This window comes from Nocardiopsis mwathae, assembly GCF_014201195.1.
Classification (GTDB): Bacteria; Actinomycetota; Actinomycetes; order Streptosporangiales; family Streptosporangiaceae; genus Nocardiopsis_C; species Nocardiopsis_C mwathae.
On record NZ_JACHDS010000001.1, the window covers coordinates 3,139,268 to 3,158,386 of the forward strand.

At 72.8% G+C, this 19,119-nt stretch carries 19 protein-coding genes; 10 read left to right on the forward strand and 9 right to left on the reverse strand.

Translation table 11 applies throughout. The annotated features are described in order from the left end of the window. Positions 1–28: 28 nt before the first annotated feature. Positions 29–283, reverse strand: a complete 255-nt coding sequence (locus tag HNR23_RS13545) for a DUF2630 family protein (RefSeq protein WP_184075932.1) — start codon at positions 281–283, stop codon at positions 29–31. Between the two features lie 277 nt (positions 284–560). On the opposite strand from HNR23_RS13545, the gene HNR23_RS13550 reads away from it, so the two are divergent. Beyond that, a complete protein-coding gene (locus HNR23_RS13550; RefSeq protein WP_184080287.1) occupies positions 561–848 on the forward strand; it encodes a metal-sensitive transcriptional regulator in 288 nt (95 codons plus the stop codon). A 98-nt stretch (positions 849–946) separates the two neighbouring features. After that, complete coding sequence (locus HNR23_RS13555) at positions 947–1,153, forward strand: heavy-metal-associated domain-containing protein (RefSeq protein ID WP_184075933.1); 207 nt, start codon at positions 947–949, stop codon at positions 1,151–1,153. Positions 1,154–1,210: 57 nt separating this feature from the next. On the opposite strand, the gene HNR23_RS13560 is transcribed toward HNR23_RS13555, so the two are convergent. Further along, a complete protein-coding gene (locus HNR23_RS13560; protein WP_184075934.1) occupies positions 1,211–2,578 on the reverse strand; it encodes an NAD(P)/FAD-dependent oxidoreductase in 1,368 nt (455 codons plus the stop codon). A gap of 293 nt (positions 2,579–2,871) precedes the next feature. Here HNR23_RS13560 and HNR23_RS13565 point away from each other — a divergent pair, with 293 nt between their 5' ends. Then, on the forward strand, positions 2,872–3,108 hold the full coding sequence (locus tag HNR23_RS13565; protein WP_184075935.1) for a hypothetical protein: 237 nt from the start codon (positions 2,872–2,874) through the stop codon (positions 3,106–3,108). Between the two features lie 12 nt (positions 3,109–3,120). Here HNR23_RS13565 and HNR23_RS13570 read toward each other — a convergent pair whose 3' ends face one another. Continuing rightward, positions 3,121–3,693, reverse strand: coding sequence for an SACE_7040 family transcriptional regulator (locus tag HNR23_RS13570; protein ID WP_184075936.1), 573 nt, complete (start codon positions 3,691–3,693; stop codon positions 3,121–3,123). A 133-nt stretch (positions 3,694–3,826) separates the two neighbouring features. On the opposite strand from HNR23_RS13570, the gene HNR23_RS13575 reads away from it, so the two are divergent. The 3 genes from HNR23_RS13575 to HNR23_RS13585 are packed head-to-tail and all read left to right on the forward strand — an operon-like array spanning position 3,827 to position 8,891. Further along, positions 3,827–5,452 carry a carboxyl transferase domain-containing protein gene (locus HNR23_RS13575; protein ID WP_221308111.1) on the forward strand — a complete coding sequence of 542 codons (1,626 nt, stop codon included), beginning with the start codon at positions 3,827–3,829 and terminating at the stop codon, positions 5,450–5,452. 23 nt (positions 5,453–5,475) lie between these two features. Then, on the forward strand, positions 5,476–7,722 hold the full coding sequence (locus HNR23_RS13580) for an ATP-binding protein (protein WP_184075937.1): 2,247 nt from the start codon (positions 5,476–5,478) through the stop codon (positions 7,720–7,722). After that, positions 7,719–8,891, forward strand: coding sequence for an acyl-CoA dehydrogenase family protein (locus HNR23_RS13585; RefSeq protein WP_184075938.1), 1,173 nt, complete (start codon positions 7,719–7,721; stop codon positions 8,889–8,891). Before HNR23_RS13580 ends, HNR23_RS13585 begins: the two co-directional genes overlap by 4 nt. A gap of 74 nt (positions 8,892–8,965) precedes the next feature. Here HNR23_RS13585 and HNR23_RS13590 read toward each other — a convergent pair whose 3' ends face one another. From HNR23_RS13590 to HNR23_RS13600, 3 genes are all read right to left on the reverse strand, one after another. Continuing rightward, a complete protein-coding gene (locus HNR23_RS13590; RefSeq protein ID WP_184075939.1) occupies positions 8,966–9,739 on the reverse strand; it encodes a class I SAM-dependent methyltransferase in 774 nt (257 codons plus the stop codon). A 166-nt stretch (positions 9,740–9,905) separates the two neighbouring features. After that, a complete protein-coding gene (locus HNR23_RS13595) occupies positions 9,906–10,808 on the reverse strand; it encodes an SDR family oxidoreductase (protein WP_184080291.1) in 903 nt (300 codons plus the stop codon). A 32-nt stretch (positions 10,809–10,840) separates the two neighbouring features. Beyond that, entirely contained in the window at positions 10,841–11,647 is an 807-nt protein-coding gene (locus HNR23_RS13600) for an SDR family oxidoreductase (protein ID WP_343070553.1), read from the reverse strand. A 132-nt stretch (positions 11,648–11,779) separates the two neighbouring features. On the opposite strand from HNR23_RS13600, the gene HNR23_RS13605 reads away from it, so the two are divergent. The 4 genes from HNR23_RS13605 (at position 11,780) to HNR23_RS13620 (ending at position 15,370) form a co-directional block, all read left to right on the forward strand. Next, positions 11,780–12,595 carry an enoyl-CoA hydratase family protein gene (locus HNR23_RS13605; protein ID WP_184075941.1) on the forward strand — a complete coding sequence of 272 codons (816 nt, stop codon included), beginning with the start codon at positions 11,780–11,782 and terminating at the stop codon, positions 12,593–12,595. Positions 12,596–12,642: 47 nt separating this feature from the next. After that, entirely contained in the window at positions 12,643–13,488 is an 846-nt protein-coding gene (locus tag HNR23_RS13610; protein WP_184080292.1) for a CoA transferase subunit A, read from the forward strand. A gap of 68 nt (positions 13,489–13,556) precedes the next feature. Next, on the forward strand, positions 13,557–14,273 hold the full coding sequence (locus HNR23_RS13615; RefSeq protein ID WP_184075942.1) for a CoA-transferase subunit beta: 717 nt from the start codon (positions 13,557–13,559) through the stop codon (positions 14,271–14,273). After that, on the forward strand, positions 14,270–15,370 hold the full coding sequence (locus HNR23_RS13620; RefSeq protein WP_184075943.1) for a nitronate monooxygenase: 1,101 nt from the start codon (positions 14,270–14,272) through the stop codon (positions 15,368–15,370). The genes HNR23_RS13615 and HNR23_RS13620 overlap by 4 nt, the downstream gene beginning before the upstream one ends. A 972-nt stretch (positions 15,371–16,342) precedes the next feature. On the opposite strand, the gene HNR23_RS13625 is transcribed toward HNR23_RS13620, so the two are convergent. The 3 genes from HNR23_RS13625 to HNR23_RS13635 all read right to left on the reverse strand — a co-directional run bounded on the left by HNR23_RS13625 (position 16,343) and on the right by HNR23_RS13635 (position 19,073). After that, positions 16,343–17,497, reverse strand: a complete 1,155-nt coding sequence (locus tag HNR23_RS13625) for an acetyl-CoA C-acetyltransferase (RefSeq protein WP_184075944.1) — start codon at positions 17,495–17,497, stop codon at positions 16,343–16,345. Positions 17,498–17,638: 141 nt separating this feature from the next. Continuing rightward, a complete protein-coding gene (locus HNR23_RS13630; RefSeq protein WP_184075945.1) occupies positions 17,639–18,262 on the reverse strand; it encodes a TetR/AcrR family transcriptional regulator in 624 nt (207 codons plus the stop codon). Positions 18,263–18,269: 7 nt separating this feature from the next. After that, positions 18,270–19,073 (reverse strand): SDR family oxidoreductase, encoded by an 804-nt coding sequence (locus HNR23_RS13635; RefSeq protein ID WP_184075946.1) that lies wholly within the window; start codon positions 19,071–19,073, stop codon positions 18,270–18,272. Positions 19,074–19,119 lie beyond the last annotated feature (46 nt).

A 19,119-nucleotide genomic window follows, 5' to 3' on the forward strand; every position in this document is an offset into this window, starting at 1 on the left:
CGGGCGCGGGAATCCGGCGGCGGGGCGGCTACTGGCGGTGCCGCCGGACCTCTCCGGCGGGGCGGGGCCGGGCGGTGTCGGGGTCCTGGCCGTACTCCTGCAGGGCCCGGCGGCGCCGAAGCAGGTCCCAGCACTGGTCGAGCGAGTCTTCGAGCTCCCGCATCCGGCTGCGCTCCTGCGGTGTCAGCCGGTGCTCGCTCTGCTCGCGGAGGTCGCGCTCCTCGGTGACCAGGTCGTTGATCCGCGCCAGGATCTCGCTCTCCCCGCCATTGGCATCACTCATGCGTCCCATGGTCGGGCAGCGGACCGCCCGCGGCAAGCGCCCCTCCTGCGTGTCCGGGCAGCTCAGATCGGGCGCCGGCGGCGGGACCCGGGCAGCCTCGGGCATTCGGGAGCACCCCGAAGGCCCCATATCGCCCCCAGAGGTCCGAAAAAGCACCGATACTTCAGGAGTGCCCCGGCGCGCACCCGCTGCGTGCGCATCGGGAAGAGCAGCGGCCGGAAATACCTTGAGGGGGTATAGGATGACGGACGAGCAGGAAGAGCAGGGGAAGACCGCCATGGAGACCTACGGCTACCACGACGACAAGCAGAGCCACATCAACCGGCTCCGCCGGATCGAAGGCCAGGTCCGGGGCCTGCAGCGGATGGTCGAGGACGACGCCTACTGCATCGACATCCTCACCCAGACGTCGGCGGTCAACAAGGCGCTGCGCTCGTTCGCCCTGTCCATGCTGGACGAGCACCTGAAGCACTGCGTCGCGCACGCCGTGGCCAACGGCGGCGAGGAGGCGGACACGAAGGTCCGCGAGGCGTCCGACGCGATCGCGCGCCTGGTCCGGTCCTGACCTCCCGGCACGGCACGCCCGCGGCCCCCTCCGCCGACCGCCCCCTGCCCCTCGGCCTCCTGCCCCCTCCTACCGACGAGAGAAAGGCAAGGACCCCCATGGCCGCCACAACGATCACCGTCAGCGGAATGACCTGCGGGCACTGCGAGAAGGCCGTGACCGAGGAGCTCGTCGCCCTCCCCGGGGTGACCTCCGTCAGCGTCGACCTGGAGAGCGGTCGCGTGTCCGTCGAGAGCGAGGCACCGCTGACCGACGATCAGCTGGCGGCCGCCATCGACGAGGCCGGCTACGAGATCGCCGGCTGACACGGCGCCTCCGGCCGCGCCCCTCCGGCGCGGCCGGAGGCGAGCAGCGGCTCCCTGTCAGCCTCCGGCCGCGGGGACGTCGAGCAGCCGCGCGCCCTGCCTGCGCGCCTCCTCCGGGCTGAGGTAGTGGTCGGCGGCCTGGTCGACGAAGGTCGAGGGAACCCCGTGGGCGAACCCCAGCCGGGCCACCTCGCCGCCGAGCGTCGCCCGGATCAGCCAGTTGGCCGCCACCCGGGCGCGGGCCGGAGCGGAGGGGATCGCCCACAGATGGTAGGCGCGGGTCACCGCGAAGGCCGGCAGGCCGGACATGTCGATGCCGAACGGGCGCGCCACGGCGTCCTTCCCGCTGAGGTCGACCACCAGGCCCATGTCCTCGTGGACGAACGGGCGCAGCGGCCGCCGCAGCAGCGAGGAGACCACGTTGTCGGCGGCGACCACGCCCTGGCGCTGCGCGTACTGGGCGGTGGGCGGGCAGATCGCGGTCTCGTCCGGCGAGTCGAGGTTCGGCACCGCGGCGGCGTCCCCGATCGCGAAGACCTCGGGGTGGTCGGGCGTGGCCAGGTCGGAGCCGACCCGCAGCTTCCCGCGCTCGGTGGGGGCGCCGATGGACTCCATGAGCGGGCTCGGCGCGGTCCCGGCCGTCCAGACGAGCGTGCGGCACGGCAGCACCCGGCCGTCGGTCAGCGTCACCTTGCTCTCGGTCACATTGCGGACGGAGACCCCCAGGGAGACCTCGATGTCGAGGTGCCGCAGCAGGTCGAGCGTCTCCTCACCCAGCTTGGGGCCCAGCTCGGGCAGCAGGCGCGGGGCGATGTCGACCAGGTGCCAGTGGATGGCCGAGCGCAGCTCAGGGTAGCGCACGGCGGCCTCCTCGGTGAGGCGGCGCAGCGAGGCGGCCGTCTCCACGCCGGTGTAGCCGCCGCCGACCACGATGAAGCGGCAGCGCTCCTCGCGTTCGGCCGGATCACGGCTGGCGTTGGCGAGCTCCAGCTGAGCGAGCACGTGGTCGCGCAGGACGACGGCCTCGGCGAGGTTCTTGTTGCCGAACCCGTGCTCGCTGAGGCCGGGGATGTCGAAGACCCGGGTGAGGCTGCCCGGCGCCAGGATGAGCCGGTCGTAGCGCTCGTAGCCGAGCTCGTCGGAGATCTTCCTGACCAGGACGACACGGTCGGCGGTGTCGACGCCGATCGCCGACCCGGGCACCATGCGGGTGCGGCCCAGCATGCGGTGCAGGGACACCGCGATCGACTGCGGCGTGAGCAGCCCGGAAGCCACCTGGGGCAGCAGCGGGCTGTAGAGCATGTAGTCGTTGGGCGCGACGAGCACGATGTCGGCCGCGCCTCGGGGAATCCGCCGCTCCAGTCGGCGCAGGGCGTGCAGTCCGGCGAATCCCGCACCGATCACCACGATGCGCGGTCGTGTCATGGTCGACCCCCCTTGTGGTCGGACGATTCCGTCCGCTGTGGTGAGGGCTGCCCGTATCCCCCGAGGTCAAACGTGCACCGGCGGTCTCGATCGGCGTGGCGGACCCGCCCGAGCGCCGTTTCCCGCGGGATCGGAGTCGATACGTGGACGCGATGTCCCCCGGGTTTCACCCGTCGACCATCGGGCACATCGGGCCAGGAGTACGCAGACCACCACACACCAGAACACCTTCGCCGAGCCCCGCCGGATCGCGGACGAGGTCGGCGGCCGCGGTGCACAGGAAGGGAGAGCACATGCGCGTTGTCTGGGGGCTCGCCCTGGCGATGCTCGCGGCGTTCGTGTTCATCGCGCTCAGGTCGGGCGCCACGGGGACGGAGGCGACCGACGGCATCGGCGGCACCGGCGGCACCGGCGTCGGCGGTACCGGGGACGGGGGCCCGCCGGTCGAGATGCCGGACCCCGGGTTCGTCGACCGGATCTCCGAGGCCCTCGACGGCATCGGCGACCTCCTGGACACTCCGCCCTCCTGACGGCGCCACACATCACCCCTCGGCGAGCAGCGCCGCGGTCCCCATGTGCAGCAGCAGTTCGGCCATCCGCTCTTCGGGGAGCTCGCCCGCACTGTGCGGAGTGGAGTTGAGCAGGCCGAACGTGGCGTGCACAGCGGCGCGCAGAACCTCCGGAGCGGCGGTCGGGCGGAGCAGGGCCAGCACGCTCACCCACTGCTCGACGTAGCCGCGCTGCAGCCGCCGGACGCGGCGGCGGTCCGGGGCCGGGACGTTGTCCAACTCGCGGTCGTGCACCGTGATGAGGGCGGGCTCGCGCAGCGCGAAGGCGATGTGCCCGCGCAGCAGCGCCTCCAGGGCCTCGCGCGGGCCATGGGCGGTGGCGGCGCGCTCGCGGCCGTCGGCGGCCAGTCGTTCGCTGATGTCCAGCAGCATCGCGGCCAGCAGCGCCTCCTTGCCCGGGAAGTGCCGGTAGAGGGCGGGGCCGCTGGTGCCCACCGCGCGCCCGAGGTCTTCGATGGACACACCGTGGAAGCCGCGCGCGGCGAACAGGTCGGCGGCGGCGTGCAGGATCTCGGCACGGCGCGCCCCCGCGGTCCGGTTCGCCATCGCCTCTCCCCCTCCCGGTGCGGGCCGGCCGGCCCCGACCGGCCGGTTCGATGTGACCCTGGACACCAACGTTAATGGTCACTAACATCGGCCATGTTAGCGACCATTAACACCTGCGGCCAGAGGGGACTCGATGAGCAGGGCACCCGTGCTCACCTCGGCGATCGACCCGAACAGCGCGGCCTTCGCCGCCAACGCCGAGGCCAACCGCTCCCTCGCCGCCGAGCTGCGCGAGCGGATCGCCGCCGCCGCGCTCGGCGGCCCGGAGAAGACGAGGATCCGGCACGTCGAGCGGGGCAAGCTGCTGCCGCGCGACCGGGTCGACGCGCTGCTCGACCCGGGCTCCCCCTTCCTCGAACTCTCCCCACTGGCCGCATACGGCCTGTACGGACCCGACGGCCGGGACGCGCCGGCGGCGGGGCTCATCACCGGGGTCGGCCGGGTGGCCGGGCGCGAGATCGTGGTGGTGGCCAACGACGCGACGGTCAAGGGCGGCAGCTACTACCCGATGACCGTCAAGAAGCACCTGCGCGCCCAGGAGGTCGCGCTGCACAACCGCCTGCCGTGCGTCTACCTCGCCGACTCCGGCGGGGCGTTCCTGCCGATGCAGGACGACGTGTTCCCCGACCGGGAGCACTTCGGCCGCATCTTCTACAACCAGGCCACCATGTCGCGGCTGGGCATCCCGCAGATCGCCGCGGTCCTCGGGTCCTGCACCGCCGGGGGCGCCTACGTCCCGGCGATGAGCGACGAGGCGGTGATCGTCCGCGACCAGGGCACCATCTTCCTCGGTGGGCCGCCGCTGGTGAAGGCGGCGACGGGCGAGGTCGTCACCGCCGAGGAGCTCGGCGGCGGCGCGGTCCACTCGCGCACCTCCGGTGTCACCGACCACCTGGCCGAGGACGACGCGCACGCGCTGGCGACCGTGCGGCGGATCGCCGCGACCTTCGGCCCGCGCCCCGAGCCGGCGTGGGAGCGGCGCGAGCCGCGCCCACCCGCCCTGGACCCCGAGGAGCTCTACGGGGTCGTTCCCGGCGACACCCGCACGCCCTACGACGTGCGGGAGGTCATCGGCCGCGTGGTCGACGGGAGCGCGTTCACCGAGTTCAAGGCCGAGTACGGGACGACACTGGTCACCGGGTTCGCGCACATCCACGGGCACCCGGTGGGAATCATCGCCAACAACGGCATCCTGTTCAGCGAGTCGGCGATGAAGGGCGCGCACTTCATCGAGCTGTGCGACCGGCGCCGCATCCCGCTGGTGTTCCTGCAGAACATCTCCGGGTTCATGGTGGGCCGCGACTACGAGGCCGGGGGCATCGCCAAGCACGGCGCCAAGATGGTCACCGCCGTGGCGTGTGCCCGGGTGCCCAAGTTCACCGTCGTCATCGGCGGTTCCTTCGGCGCCGGGAACTACAGCATGTGCGGGCGCGCGTACTCGCCCCGGTTCCTGTGGATGTGGCCGAACGCGCGGATCTCGGTCATGGGCGGCGAGCAGGCGGCGTCGGTGCTGGCCACGGTGCGGCGCGACCAGGTGGAGGCGCGCGGAGAGGAATGGCCGCCGGAGGCGGAGGAGGACTTCAAGGCGCCCATCCGCGAGCAGTACGAGCACCAGGGCGGCCCGTACTACTCGACGGCACGGCTGTGGGACGACGGCGTGATCGACCCGGTGGACACCCGAACGGTGCTCGGCCTGGCGCTGTCGGCAGCCCGGCACTCCCCGCTGGAGCCGGTCGGCTACGGCGTCTTCCGGATGTGAGGTGGCAGGTGACGGAGTCGAAGATGACGAACACCCGTGCGGCGACCGCCGCTCCGACGGTGCTGGTGGCCAACCGCGGCGAGATCGCGGTCCGCATCATGCGCACGCTGCGGCGGCTGGGGATGCGGTCGGTCGCGGTCTACAGCGACGGCGACCCCGACGCGCGGCATGTGCGGGCCGCCGACGAGGCGGTCCGGGTGGGCGGGGCGGGCCTCGCCGACAGCTACCTGAACGGGGCCGCCATCATCGACGCCGCCCTGGCGACCGGCGCGACCATGATCCACCCGGGGTACGGGTTCCTGTCGGAGAACGCGGGCTTCGCGCGGGCGTGCGGCAAGGCGGGGCTGGTCTTCGTCGGCCCGCCTCCGGAGGCCATCGAGGCGATGGGCGACAAGATCCGGGCGAAGGCCGCGGTCGCCGCCGCCGGGGTGCCGCTGCTGCCCGGGTTCGCCGAGGATGCGGGGGACCCGCTGTCGGACGAGGAGCTGCGGCGGGCGGCGGCGGAGGTCGGTTTCCCGCTGCTGATCAAGCCGTCGGCCGGGGGCGGCGGCAAGGGCATGCGACTGGTGCGCGCCGAGGACGAGCTGGCCGCCGCCGCGGCCGCGGCCCGGCGCGAGGCGGCCGCCGCGTTCGGCGACGCGACCCTGCTGGTCGAGCGGTTCGTGGAGCGGCCCCGGCACATCGAGGTGCAGGTGCTGGCCGACGCCCACGGCAACGTGGTCCACCTCGGCGAGCGCGAGTGCAGCCTGCAGCGGCGGCACCAGAAGATCGTGGAGGAGGCACCCTCTCCCCTGCTCACCGAGGAGCAGCGGGCGAAGATGGGCGCGGCCGCGGTGGCCGCCGCCACCGCCTGCGGCTATGTGGGGGCGGGGACGGTCGAGTTCATCGTCCGGGCGGCCGGTGGCGCCTACTCGTTCCTGGAGATGAACACCCGCCTCCAGGTCGAGCACCCGGTCACCGAGGCGGTCACCACCATCGGCGGACGCCGCGGCGTCGACCTGGTCGAGCTGCAGCTCCGTATCGCCCTCGGCGACCCCCTCCCCTTCTCCCAGACCGACATCGGCCTGTCCGGGCACGCCGTGGAGTCCCGCGTCTACGCCGAGGACCCCGCACTCGACTTCCTGCCGACCGGCGGCCGGGTCCTGCTCCTCGACGAACCCGAGGGCGAGCACGTCCGCGTCGACTCCGGCCTGGACGACGGTGCGGAGATCACCTCCGCCTACGACCCCATGCTGGCCAAGGTCATCACCTGGGCGCCCGATCGCACCGCGGCACTGGACCGGATGGACGGCGCGCTGGCCCGCTACACCCTGCTCGGCTGCGGCACCAACGTGGCGTTCCTGCGCCGCCTCCTGCGCCACCCCGACGTCGCGGCCGGGGGGCTGAGCACCGACCTGACCGAGCGCATCCGCCCCGAGCTGGTCCCCGACGCGGCCGACGCCGTCCCACCGGGCCTGTACGCGGCCGCCGCACTCGACCTGCAGCTCGGACTGGAACCCGCCGGCCCGCTCACGGACCGCTTCGACGTCCCCGACGGCTGGCGCGTGGGCGGCCCCGCCTGGACCACGTGGCGGCTGCGCGCGCCCCGCCACGACGCGGTCGCCGTGCTGGTCCGCCGCACCACCGCCCCCGACGCGCCTCCCTCCCCCGGCGCGTCCGTCGGCTACGAGGTGCGCGTGGGAGACGGCGAACCGGTGCCCGCCCGCGCCGCGCGGTCGGCCGACGGCCGGACTCTGACCGTCGACTTCGGCGGGCGCGCGGTCCGCTACGCGCGCGCCGTCGACGGCGCCGACCTGTGGCTCGGCCGAGAGGGGTCGGCCTGGCGGTTCCACGAGGAGCCCGCGTTCGCGGCCGTCCGCGAGGACGACACCGGCGGCGACGGCTCGCTGCGCAGCCCGATGCCGGGCACGGTGCTGTCCGTCCCGGTCGAGCAGGGGCAGCGGGTGACCGCCGGGACCCCGGTCGTCGTGGTCGAGGCGATGAAGATGGAGCACGCGGTCACCGCACCCATCGACGGCGTCGTCGCCCGCCTGGAGGTCGCACCGGGCCGCCCCGTGGCCATGGACATGCTTCTGGCCGTCATCACGGCGGACGGGGAGGAAGCCGACGGGCCGAACGCTCCGGCGGACGCGGCCGCTTCCCCGTCGGCGCCCCCGACCGCCCCGACTCCGCCGTCCGCGGAGGCGGCGGCCACCCGGCCGCGCTCCCCCGCACCCACCGACCGGCGCGACCCGCCGATTCCGCCGCCAACGAGGAGTGACCGACAGTGAGCACCACAGCCGACCGCGCCCACCGCCTCTCCCCCGAGCACGAGGAGCTGCGCAGCACCGTCGAGGCGTTCGCCCGCGACGAGGTCGCGCCGGTCATCGGCGACTACTACGAGCGCTGTGCGTTCCCCTACGACATCGTCGCCAAGATGGGCCGGATGGGCCTGTTCGGGCTGCCGTTCCCCGAAGAGTCCGGCGGCATGGGCGGCGACTACTTCGCGCTCTGCCTGGCGCTGGAGGAGCTCGCCCGCGCGGACTCCTCGGTCGCCATCACCCTGGAGGCCGCCGTGTCGCTCGGCGCGATGCCGATCCACCGCTTCGGCAGCGAGGACCAGAAGAAGACCTGGCTGCCCCGGCTGTGCTCGGGCGAGGCGCTCGGCGCGTTCGGGCTGACCGAGCCCGGCGGCGGCTCGGATGCGGGGGCCACCCGCACCACCGCGCGCCTCGTCGACGGCGAGTGGGTGATCAACGGGACCAAGTCGTTCATCACCAACTCCGGCACCGACATCACCGCGCTGGTCACGGTCACGGCCATCACCGGGGAGCGCCCCGACGGCCGCCCGGAGATCTCCGCGATCCTGGTGCCGTCCGGCACCCCGGGCTTCTCCATCGGGCAGAAATACTCGAAGGTGGGCTGGAACGCCTCCGACACCAACGAGCTCGTGTTCGACGACTGCCGCGTGCCCGAGGCCAACCTGGTGGGCGAGCGCGGCCGCGGCTACGCCCAGTTCCTGCGCATCCTCGACGAGGGGCGCATCGCGATCGCCGCGCTGTCGGTGGGGCTGGCCCAGGGGTGCGTGGACGAGAGCGTGCGCTACGCCGCCGAGCGGGAGGCGTTCGGCCGGCACATCGGGGAGTACCAGGCCATCCAGTTCAAGATCGCCGACATGGAGGCCCGCGCACACACCGCACGCCTGGCCTACTACGACGCGGCGGCGCGGATGCTGGCCGGTGAGCCCTTCAAGAAGGAGGCCGCCATCGCCAAGCTGGTGGCGTCCAACGCGGCCATGGACAACGCGCGGGACGCCACCCAGATCTTCGGCGGCTACGGCTTCATGAACGAGTACCCGGTGGGCCGCTTCTACCGGGACGCCAAGATCCTGGAGATCGGCGAGGGCACCAGCGAGGTCCAGAAGATGCTCATCGCCCGCGAACTGGGGCTTCCGGCTTGACCGTGCGCCGGTGCGGCCCACCCGCCGCACCGGCCACCACCGCCGCCACCGGGGCGTGTCCGGTGGATCAGGTCCTAGGCGTGCGTGGCGCGGATCTTGGACTGCCCGTGCGGCAGCCGCTCCCAGTCCGACATGAACCGGGCCTTCAGCCCGTGCTTCTCCGCCAGAGCGGTCAGGGTCCCGGTCCGGTAGTAGAAGTCCTCGCGCAGGACGTGGTGCTCCTTGCCCTCGGTGCGGTCGAAGGTGAAGTCGAACCACCCGTCGGCGGCCAGGATCCGCCCCACGTGCGCCAGGCACTCGTCGATCACCTCCAGCGGCGAGTGCGAGAACACGCTGTGGGCGTGTACGACCCGGAAGTGGGCGTCGGGCAGGAACGCGAAGCGGAGGTCGCGCACGGGCGCCAGGTGCGGCAACTTGGCCTGCAGCCCCTGGCGGGCCAGGGTCTCCTCGGCGGCGATGAGGATGTCGGGCGAGATGTCGATACCGTAGTAGTTGCCGGGGTCGAGGTAGTCGATGAACCGCCACCCCGCGCGCAGGTTCCCGCACCCGATGTCGAGCATCCGGTCCGGGGGCTTCAGGCCGTGGGAGACGAGGTAGTCGAACTGCATCTGCCCGAGCGCCAGCCAGCGCTCGTGGGTCGTGGATCCGACCGCGGCCTCCGGGCCGTCGGCGATGTCGTGCCTCATCACGGCCCGGTAGTAGGAGATGTGGTCGGGATGGCGCAACCGCAGCCACGTGTCGCGCCCGGCGCGCTTGAGGTAGCCCGGAATCCTGCCGGGGTTGCGCAGTGCGTAGCCCACCTTGTGACTCAACGCCGAGCGATCGGCGGCCACCTTCTTCCACTGCATGGCGATGGCGTCCTTCCGGTCACGGCACTCCGGTCATGGCACGACCGGTGACCCCCCATCCTGGGCCACCGGCGCAAGACCCGGTAACCGCAGCTCCGGACCTCATCAGCGTTTTCACCGGCCTTGAAGAGGTGCATGCACGGGGCGCCCCCGCGCCGGGGCGGCGTTACCCGCCGTAGACCGGTTCCGGGGCCTGCGCGCCGTCGAGCAGGGCCCGGACGGCCGGTGCGATGTCCGCGGGGGTCCACCGCGTGCCGCGGTCGACCGTCGGGCCGTGGCGGTACCCCTCCATGACGGTGATGCGGCCACCGACGGCCTCGAAGACGCCGCCGGTGACGTCCGCCGAGTCCGCCGACCCCAGCCAGACGACCAGGGGCGAGACGTGCGCCGGGTCCATGCGGTCGAAGCCGCCGTCCTCCGGAGCCGCCATGGTCTCGGCGAAGAGCCGCTCGGTCATGCGGGTGCGGGCGGCCGGTGCGATGGCGTTGGCGCGCACCCCGTAGCTGGCGAGCTCGGCCGCCGCCACCAGGGTCAGGGCCGCGATCCCGGCCTTGGCGGCCGCGTAGTTGGCCTGCCCGACACTGCCCAGGAGCCCGGCTCCCGAGGTCGTGTTGACGACGGACGCGGCCACGGAACGCCCCGCCTTCTTCTCGCTCCGCCAGTGGGCGGCGGCGTGCCTGAGCGGAAGGAAGTGGCCGGCCAGGTGGACCCGGACGACGGAGTCCCAGTCGTCCTCGGTCATGTTGACCAGCATCCGGTCGCGGAGGAAGCCCGCGTTGTTGACCAGCACGTCGAGCCTCCCGAACGCGTCGAGTGCGGCGCGCACGACCTCGGCCGCTCCCCGGTCCGCGGCGATGTCGCTCACCACTGCGACGGCTTCGCCGCCCAGGGCACGGATCTCCGCCGCCACGTCCTCGGCCGCCTGCCGCGAACCGCCGGTGCCGTCGCGTTCCACACCGAGGTCGTTGACCACGACCTTGGCTCCCTGACACGCGAACTCCAGGGCATGGGCCCGGCCGAGCCCGCGCCCGGCACCGGTGACGATGACGACCCTGTCCTCGCAGATCATGCGCTCTCCTCCCGCCATGGGTTCTCCTTCCGTCATGCGTCGTCCTCCCGCCATGCGTCGTCCCGCCGATCCGGCGGGGCACCCCCCGCGGTCGCCGTCGCCGCCGCGTCGAGGTAGGCGGGGCGCTCGCCTCCGCCGTGCAGCGGAAGTGCGGCCCCGCTCACGTAGGCGGCGGCCGGGGAGGCCAGGAAGACACAGGCGGCGCCGACGTCGGCGGGGTCGGCCAACCGTCCCAGCGGCACGGTCCGGGCCACGGCGGCGGCACCCGACGCGTCGCCGTAGTGCGCTGCGGCCGCCTCGGTGCGGACCATGCCGACGCGCACCGCGTTCACCCGCACCTTGGGCGCCCACTCCACGGCGAGCGAGACCGTCAGGTTCTCCAGGCCCGCCTTTGCCGCGGCGTAGGCGGCCGTTCCCGGGGACGGGCGGTGCCCGCTGACGCTGCCGATCATGATGATCGACCCGCCCCGGGGACGACGCTGTAGGACGCGGTTGGCGGCGCGGGACACGATCAGCGGGGCGATGAGGTTGAGCTCGATCACCTTGGCGTGCCGCCGCACATCGCTCTCGCCCACCGGCAGGTAGGGGGTACCGCCCGCGTTGTTGACGAGGACGTCGAGGTCGGGGATCCCGCCGATGAAGTCCTCGACGGCGTCGGCGTCGCGGACGTCGACGCGCTCGAAGCGCACACCCTCCGGCAGGGATTCCGGTTCCCTGCGGGCGCAGGCGACGACCTCGGCCCCCGCGGCGCGGAACGCGGCGGTGATGCCGAGTCCCACCCCGCGCGCACCACCGGTGACCACGACCGTCATCCCGCTGAGGCCGTCGGTGTCCGTCACGGTCCGCCTCCCGCCGCTCGCTCCCGCCCGGCACGGCTCCCGATTCATGTGGCCCGGTCGGGCCTCTGGATGGGGCTGTGGACGGCTGCTACGGTCTTAGTTCTAACAAACGTTTGGTGGAAGGGTAATGCCATGGCGGTCTCCACCACCATCCACCCTTCGGGAGTCTCCGAGGTCGTGGTCGACACTCCCCCGGTCAACGCCCTCTCCGTACGGGACTGGCACGACCTGGCCGACGCGGTCCGCCACTGCGGACGCGACCCCGCCGTCGGCGCCGTGGTCCTGCGCGCGAAGGGCCCCGGCTTCAACGCCGGCGTCGACATCAAGGAGATCCGGCGGAGCACCGGCCACGGTGCCCTGCTCGGCGCCAACCGCGGCTGCTACGCCGCCTTCGCCGCGGTCTACGACTGCGAGATCCCCGTCGTCGCCGCCGTCCACGGGTTCTGCCTGGGCGGCGGCGTGGGCCTGGCCGGAAACGCCGACATCGTCATCGCCGCCGAGGACGCCTATTTCGGCCTCCCGGAGGTCGACCGGGGCGCGCTGGGCGCCGCCACCCACCTCGCGCGCCTGGTGCCGCAGCACCTGGTGCGCGCCATGGTCTACACGTGCCGCACCGTGTCCGCCGCCGAGCTGCACGCGCACGGCTCGGTGCTGACGGTGGTACCGACCACCGGGCTGCGCGCCGAGGCCCTGGCCGTGGCCGACGAGATCGCCCAGAAGGATCCACAGGTCATCCGGCGGGCGAAGGAGGCGCTGAACGGAATCGATCCGGTGGACGTCAAGCGCGGGTACCGATTCGAGCAGGGGTTCACCTACGAGCTCACCCTGACCGGCGCGGGCGGCGCCCACCGCGACAGGTTCGCCGCCGGCGCCGTGGAGACCGCCGTGCCAGGGGCGACGGCCGAGGCAGAGCCCCCCGGCCCGACCCCGGAGGACCACCCCCGGTGAGCGCGGCGGACACGCCACCGGCCCCTCCGGGTGGCCGCGGCAAGGTCATGTCTCCCGACGAGGTGGCCGCCCGGCTCACCGACGGCATGACGATCGGCATCGGCGGCTGGGGCTCGCGGCGCAAACCGATGGCCCTGGTCCGGGCGATCTGCCGCACCCCCCTCCGCGACCTCACCGTCGTCTCCTGCGGCGGCCCGGACATCGGCCTGCTGTGCGCCTACGGCAAGGTGCGGCGCGTCGTCGCCCCTTTCGTCACCCTCGACTCGATCCCGCTGGACCCGTGGTTCCGCGCGGCCCGGCAGAGCGGGGACGGCGCCACGAGCATCGAGTTCACCGAGTACGACGAGGGCATGTTCATGTTCGGGCTCCTCGCGGCGGCCTACCGGCTGCCGTTCCTCCCCACGCCGGCCGGAACGGCCACCGACATCCTGCGGGTCAACCCCGGCCTGCGGACCATCCGCTCCCCCTACCGGACGGCAGGCGCCGAAGGAGGGGAGTTCGTCGCCATGCCCCCGCTGCCCCTGGACGCCGCGCTCGTCCACATGAACCGGGCCGACGTGCGCGGCAACGGCCAGTATCTCGGCCCCGACCCCTACCTCGACGACCTGTTCGCGAAGGCGGCCGACCGCTGCTACATGTCGTGCGAACGCCTCGTCCCGTCCTTCGACGGTCCGGTGCAGTCGCTGCTGGTCAGCCGCATGTTCGTGAACGGCGTGGCGGAGACCCCCCGCGGCGCGCACTTCACCTCCTGCGAACCCGACTACGGGCGCGACGAGGTCTTCCAGCGGCGGTACGCCGCGGCGGCCGGCGACCCCGCGGGGTGGCAGCGCTTCCGAAACCGCTACCTGGACGCGGACGAGCCCACCTACCAGCGGGAAGTGAAGCGCACGTGACCCCTTCCCTCCCCCCTGCCGCGGTTCCGCCCCCGTCCCCGCCCACCCCCTCACCCTCACGCGCGGAGATGTGCGCCGTCGCCTGCGCCGACGCCTGGCGCGGCGACGGCGAGACACTGGCCGCCGCCATGGGGACCTGCGCGATCCTCGGCTCCCGGCTGGCCCGGCTCACCTTCGCCCCCGGCCTGCTCACCACCGACGGCGGCGCGCTACTCACCCGCGGACCGCTGCCGCTGAACCGTCCCGCCGCCACCGCCTCCCACACGGCCGAGGGATGGCTCCCCTTCCGCGACCACCTGTGGCTGGTCCTGCACGGGCGCCGCCACGTCATGATGGGCGCGGCCCAGCTCGACCGGCACGGCCGCAGCAACATCTCCCGCATCGGCGACCGGGACCGGCCGGCCGCCCAGCTCCTCGGCGCGCGCGGGGCGCCCGGCAACACGATCCGCAACACGACCAGCTACTGGATCCCCCGCCACACCCGCCGCGTGTTCGTCGAGCGCGTCGACATGGTGACCGGGGCCGCCGCCACCGACGCCCACGACCTGCGCCGCGTCGTCACCGACCTGGGTGTTCTCGACTTCCAGGGGCCGGGGCACACACTGCGTCTGGTCTCGGTACACCCGGGCGTCACGGTCGAGGAGGTGCGCGACAACACCGGCTTCGACCTTCCCACCCCCGCCGACGGCGTCGGGCGGACCCGGGATCCGACCGACCATGAGCTGCACCTGCTGCGCGGCGTCCTCGACCCCGACGGCCTGCGCGAGCGCGAGGTCCGCGGGTGACCCCCCACCCGACCGCGGGCGCAGCGGCCCACGCCCCGCTGTCGACCGCGCTCACCGACCTGGTCGGCTGCCGCCACCCCATCGTCCAGACCGGCATGGGATGGGTCGCCGGACCGCGACTCGTCTCCGCCACCGCCAACGCCGGCGGGTTGGGCATCCTCGCCTCGGCCACGATGTCGCTGGAACGGCTGGCCGCAGCCATCGCCGAGGTCCGGGCACGCACCGGCGCCCCCTTCGGCGTCAACCTGCGAGCCGACGCGGCGGACGCGCCGGACCGCGTCGACCTGCTGATCCGGAAGCGCGTGCGGGTGGCCTCCTTCGCGCTGGCGCCTACCCCGGAGCTCATCGCCCGCCTCAAAGACGCCGGGATCGCCGTCATCCCGTCGGTCGGCGCTCCGCGGCACGCCCGGAAGGTCGCGGCGTGGGGCGCGGACGCCGTACTCGTACAGGGCGGTGAAGGCGGCGGGCACACCGGCCCGGTCCCCACCTCCGTCCTCCTCCCCCAGGTCGTCGACGCGGTCGACATCCCGGTGGTCGCGGCGGGCGGCTTCTTCGACGGTCGCGGCCTCGTCGCCGCGCTCGCCTACGGTGCCTCCGGCGTCGCGATGGGCACCCGCTTCCTGCTGACGTCGGACAGCCCGGTACCGGAGGAGGTGAAGCGGTTCTACCTCGACGCGACCGACACCGTGGTGACCCGGGAGGTGGACGGCGTGCCGCACCGCGTGCTGCGCACCGACCTCATCGACGCCCTCGAATCCACGGGCCGCCTCCGCCGGATCCCCCGCCTGCTCCACGCGGCCCGCAACGCCGCCGCGTTCCGCCGCGCCTCCGGCCTGTCCTGGCGGGACCTGCTGCGTGACGGCCTGGCCCTGCGGCACGCCAGGGGCCTGCCCTGGTCCCAGGTCCTGATGGCGGCCAACACCCCGATGCTGCTGCGGTGCGCCATGGTCGACGGCCGCACCGACCTGGGCGTCATGGCCTCCGGCCAGGTGGTCGGTGCCATCAACCACCCCGACGACCTGCCGTCGTGCGCCGAACTCATCGACCGGATCATGGCGGAGGCCCACGCGACCCTCGACCGCTTCGACCGGACGTGAGCGCGAGCGGGAGGCCGGCACCATCGCGACCGGCACGGGGAAGAGCGCAGCGGCACAGGCCCGCTGGGCAACCTTGTCGGTGGTCCCGCGCGGGGTGTCCTGTGGAGACGAGCAGCGGCGACGAGGGAGGTAGGGGAGATGGGGTGGCCGGTCGCCGTGCGGGTGGGCGCGTGGCCGGGGCGGAGGCGGGGGGGGCGGGAGCCGGCGCCGCAGTTCGGCCCCGGCCCCACGCGGTCCGATGCCCTGACCTTCGTTGATCTCGGAGATATCGGGGCCTCGCGCGCGGTTTTCACCCCGATATCTCCGAGATCAACGAAGGAGGGGCGGGAGAGCGCTCTCCTTGGGCGATGGCCGGGTGTGTGCGGGTGAGGGGCGGCCGGATCTGGGGATCTGGGTGGGCCCGAAGGGTCTTCACCGATGACCATGGGAAAAAATCGGGCGAACCGGGCGCCATGAGATGCGAGACCATGATCATCTCCGGGCAGGGCCCGGGGCTCCCGGATCGCGGAAACAGCTGCACGCGAAGCGGAACCCCGGACTTCCGGCCGGTCCGAAGCCACCGGTCCACCCGCCCCCAACCGCCCACCGGACCCGAAAACCCACCGGACACCGCTTTCCCACCCCCTACCTCCGATGATCTCGGGACTATCGACCTAATTCTCGCCGGTATTCGGTCGATAGTCCCGAGATCAACGAAGAGGGGACTGGTCAGGCCGGTTGCGGTACGGGGTGTGGGACGGGAGGGGCGCCCGCTCCCCTTCCTCCTCGTCGCTGCCTCCCCGTACGGAGCCGGGGCCGAGCTGCGGCGCTGGCTCCCGCCGCTGGCCCGGCCACACGCCCACCCGCACGACAACCGGCGACCCCAGGCCCCCTCGGCCGTCGGCGCCGCTTTTCCCGCAGAACATCCCGCACGAGACCGCCGAGAAGGCCGAGAAGGCCGAGAAGGCCGCCCAGCAGACCCCTCTTTCGGGTTCAGATCCGCTCGATGATGGTGACGTTGGCCTGGCCGCCGCCTTCGCACATGGTCTGGAGGCCGAAGCGGGCGCCGGTGCGTTCGAGTTCATGGAGAAGGGTGGTCATCAGGCGGGCGCCCGTGGCACCCAGAGGATGCCCGAGCGCGATGGCGCCGCCGTTCGGGTTGACGCGGGCCGGGTCGGCGCCGGTGTCCTTGATCCAGGCGAGTACGACCGGCGCGAACGCCTCGTTGACCTCCGCCACGTCGACGTCGTCGATTCGCAGACCGGCCCGCCGCAGGGCGTGGGCGGTGGCGGGGATCGGGGCCGACAGCATCCGCACCGGGTCCTCTCCTCGGGCGGAGAGGTGGTGGATACGGGCGCGAGGGGTGAGCCCGTGCTTTCGCACCGCCCGTTCTGAGGCGATCAGCAGCGCTGCGGCTCCGTCGGAGATCTGCGCGGCGAGCGCGGCGGTGAGACGTCCGCCTTCGGCGAGTGGGGGCAGCCCCGCCATTGCCTCGCGGGTCGTCGTGCGGCGCGGTCCCTCGTCGGCCGTGACGTCGCTGAGGGGGACGATCTCGCGGTCGAACCGGCCGGAGTCGATGGCGCGGATCGCCCGCTGGTGCGACGCCAGGGCGAACTCCTCCATGGCGTCGCGGGTGATGCCCCACTGTTCGGCGATCATCTCGGCGCCGCGGAACTGTGAGACCACCTGGGTGCCGTAGCGCCGCCGCCAGCCCTCCGAGCCGGCGAACGGTCCTTCGGCGAAGCCGAGGCCAACTCCTGCGGTCATCGCCGATCCAATGGGGATCTGCGACATGTTCTGCACGCCGCCCGCGACGACCAGGTCGGCGGTGCCCGACAGTACCGCTTGCGCCGCGAAGTGCACCGCCTGCTGCGACGATCCGCACTGCCGGTCGACGGTGACGCCCGGCACCTCCTCCGGGAACCCCGCGGCGAGCCAGCAGGTGCGGGCGATGTCCCCGGCCTGCGGGCCGATGGTGTCGACGCAGCCGAAGACGACGTCGTCGACAGCGGCCGGATCGGCCCCGGAGCAGTCGATGAGGGCGGTGAGGACGTGCGCGCCCAGGTCAGCGGGGTGGACGGCGGAGAGGGCGCCGCCCCGCTTGCCGACGGGCGATCGCACCGCCTCGATAATGAAGGCCTCGGACATCAGCGGACACTCTCCTCACACGCGTGCTGCCAGGGGGCGTCCGTTGATCTCGGGGATATCGACGTAATTCCAGCTGGAATTACGTCGATATCCCCGAGATCAACGGAGGAACCGGTGGGATCGCGGGTGAAACGCCGGTAGCTAGGAGGGCCCGGGCTGGATGCCCTCCAGGATCATCGTCAGGTACGTGCGGGCCACGGTGTCGGCGGTCAGCCGCCCGCCCGGCGTGTACCAGTTCGCGGCCACCCACACGGTGTCGCGGAGGAACCGGTAGGCCAGCGGGACGTCGAGGTCGGAGCGGAACGCTCCCTCGCGAACGCCGCGTTCCAGCAGCCCGACCCACATGTCGCGGAAGCGGACGTGGGACGCGTCGAGGTAGGCGAAACGCGGGCTCTGCCCCAGGTGCTTGGATTCGTTCTGGTAGAGGACGACGGCGGGGCGGTGGCGGTCGATGGCGGTGAAGGAGGCCGCGATGAGCGCTTCCAGGGCCTGCCTGGGGTCGTGCTTCTCCTGCAGGATCCGGTCGTAGGACTCCCACAGCTCGGTGAGGAAGGTGGAGAGGATCTCGTCGGCCATCGACTCCTTGGAGTCGAAGTGGTAGTAAAGGCTCCCGGCGAGCATGCCCGCCGCGTCGGCCACCTCCCGGATCGTCGTGGCCGCGTACCCGCGCTCGGCGAAGATGTCGGCGGCTATGCCGAGCAGCTCCGCCCTGCGCCGGGTCCGTGCTGCGGCCGTGCTGTCGGCGTCGCGTCGCCGTGGGCTCATCGCGTCTTCATGCTCTCTGGCTCGAAACCGAGACCACTTCCCCGGTCATGTAGGAGGAGTAGTCGCTGGCCAGGAAGACGATAACGTTCGCGATCTCCCAGGGTTCGGCTGACCGGCCGAATGCCTCCCGCGTGGCCAGTTCGGCGAGGAGTTCGTCGGAGGTCACCTTCACCAGGTGGGGGTGCATGGCGAGGCTGGGGGCGACCGCGTTGATCCGCACCCCGTGCGGCGCGGCTTCGAGCGCGGCGCACCTGGTCAGGGCCATGACGCCGGCTTTGGCGGCGGCGTAGTGGGACTGGCCGGCCTGCGCTCGCCAGCCGACGACCGACGCGTTGTTGACGATGACGCCGCCGCCGTTCGCGGACATGAGGCGAAGGGCGGCGCGGGTGCAGCGCATGGTGCCGGTGAGCGTGACATCGAGTACGCGGTTCCACTGGTCGTCGGTCATGTCGACGAGGTCGGCGGTGCCGCCGAGGCCTGCGTTGTTGACGGCGATGTCGACCCGGCCGAAGCGCGTGCGCGCGGCGTCGAACATGGCCGTGACCTGGTCATCGACCGTGACATCGCAGGGGGCCGCGGTGACGGCGTCCGGGCCGAAGTCGGCGGCGAGCCGGGCGTGGGTCTCCTTGAGGCGCTTCTCGTGGGCATCGCTGATGAGGACGCGGGCACCTTCGTCGAGCAGCCGGCGGGCCGTGGAGCCGCCGATCCCGGCCCCGGCCGCTGCGGTGACGACGGCCGTTCGGCCGCGTAACAGCCCATGCCCGGAACCCGGCGTCGGACCAGGGGTCTGCTCGGATGCGCTGTGCACCATGACCATCAGCCTACCAAACAGTTGTTAGGTAAACTGATCCTCCGAG

What these genes read in the sequence shown, in the direction of transcription:
- HNR23_RS13545 (WP_184075932.1), bottom strand. Translation starts at nt 283, where the DNA reads ATGAGTGATGCCAATGGCGGGGAGAGCGAGATCCTGGCGCGGATCAAC.
- HNR23_RS13550 (WP_184080287.1), top strand. Translation starts at nt 561, where the DNA reads ATGGAGACCTACGGCTACCACGACGACAAGCAGAGCCACATCAACCGG.
- HNR23_RS13555 (WP_184075933.1), top strand. Translation starts at nt 947, where the DNA reads ATGGCCGCCACAACGATCACCGTCAGCGGAATGACCTGCGGGCACTGC.
- HNR23_RS13560 (WP_184075934.1), bottom strand. Translation starts at nt 2,578, where the DNA reads ATGACACGACCGCGCATCGTGGTGATCGGTGCGGGATTCGCCGGACTG.
- HNR23_RS13565 (WP_184075935.1), top strand. Translation starts at nt 2,872, where the DNA reads ATGCGCGTTGTCTGGGGGCTCGCCCTGGCGATGCTCGCGGCGTTCGTG.
- HNR23_RS13570 (WP_184075936.1), bottom strand. Translation starts at nt 3,693, where the DNA reads ATGGCGAACCGGACCGCGGGGGCGCGCCGTGCCGAGATCCTGCACGCC.
- HNR23_RS13575 (WP_221308111.1), top strand. Translation starts at nt 3,827, where the DNA reads ATGAGCAGGGCACCCGTGCTCACCTCGGCGATCGACCCGAACAGCGCG.
- HNR23_RS13580 (WP_184075937.1), top strand. Translation starts at nt 5,476, where the DNA reads ATGACGAACACCCGTGCGGCGACCGCCGCTCCGACGGTGCTGGTGGCC.
- HNR23_RS13590 (WP_184075939.1), bottom strand. Translation starts at nt 9,739, where the DNA reads ATGCAGTGGAAGAAGGTGGCCGCCGATCGCTCGGCGTTGAGTCACAAG.
- HNR23_RS13595 (WP_184080291.1), bottom strand. Translation starts at nt 10,808, where the DNA reads ATGATCTGCGAGGACAGGGTCGTCATCGTCACCGGTGCCGGGCGCGGG.
- HNR23_RS13605 (WP_184075941.1), top strand. Translation starts at nt 11,780, where the DNA reads ATGGCGGTCTCCACCACCATCCACCCTTCGGGAGTCTCCGAGGTCGTG.
- HNR23_RS13610 (WP_184080292.1), top strand. Translation starts at nt 12,643, where the DNA reads ATGTCTCCCGACGAGGTGGCCGCCCGGCTCACCGACGGCATGACGATC.
- HNR23_RS13615 (WP_184075942.1), top strand. Translation starts at nt 13,557, where the DNA reads ATGTGCGCCGTCGCCTGCGCCGACGCCTGGCGCGGCGACGGCGAGACA.
- HNR23_RS13625 (WP_184075944.1), bottom strand. Translation starts at nt 17,497, where the DNA reads ATGTCCGAGGCCTTCATTATCGAGGCGGTGCGATCGCCCGTCGGCAAG.
- HNR23_RS13630 (WP_184075945.1), bottom strand. Translation starts at nt 18,262, where the DNA reads ATGAGCCCACGGCGACGCGACGCCGACAGCACGGCCGCAGCACGGACC.
- HNR23_RS13635 (WP_184075946.1), bottom strand. Translation starts at nt 19,073, where the DNA reads ATGGTGCACAGCGCATCCGAGCAGACCCCTGGTCCGACGCCGGGTTCC.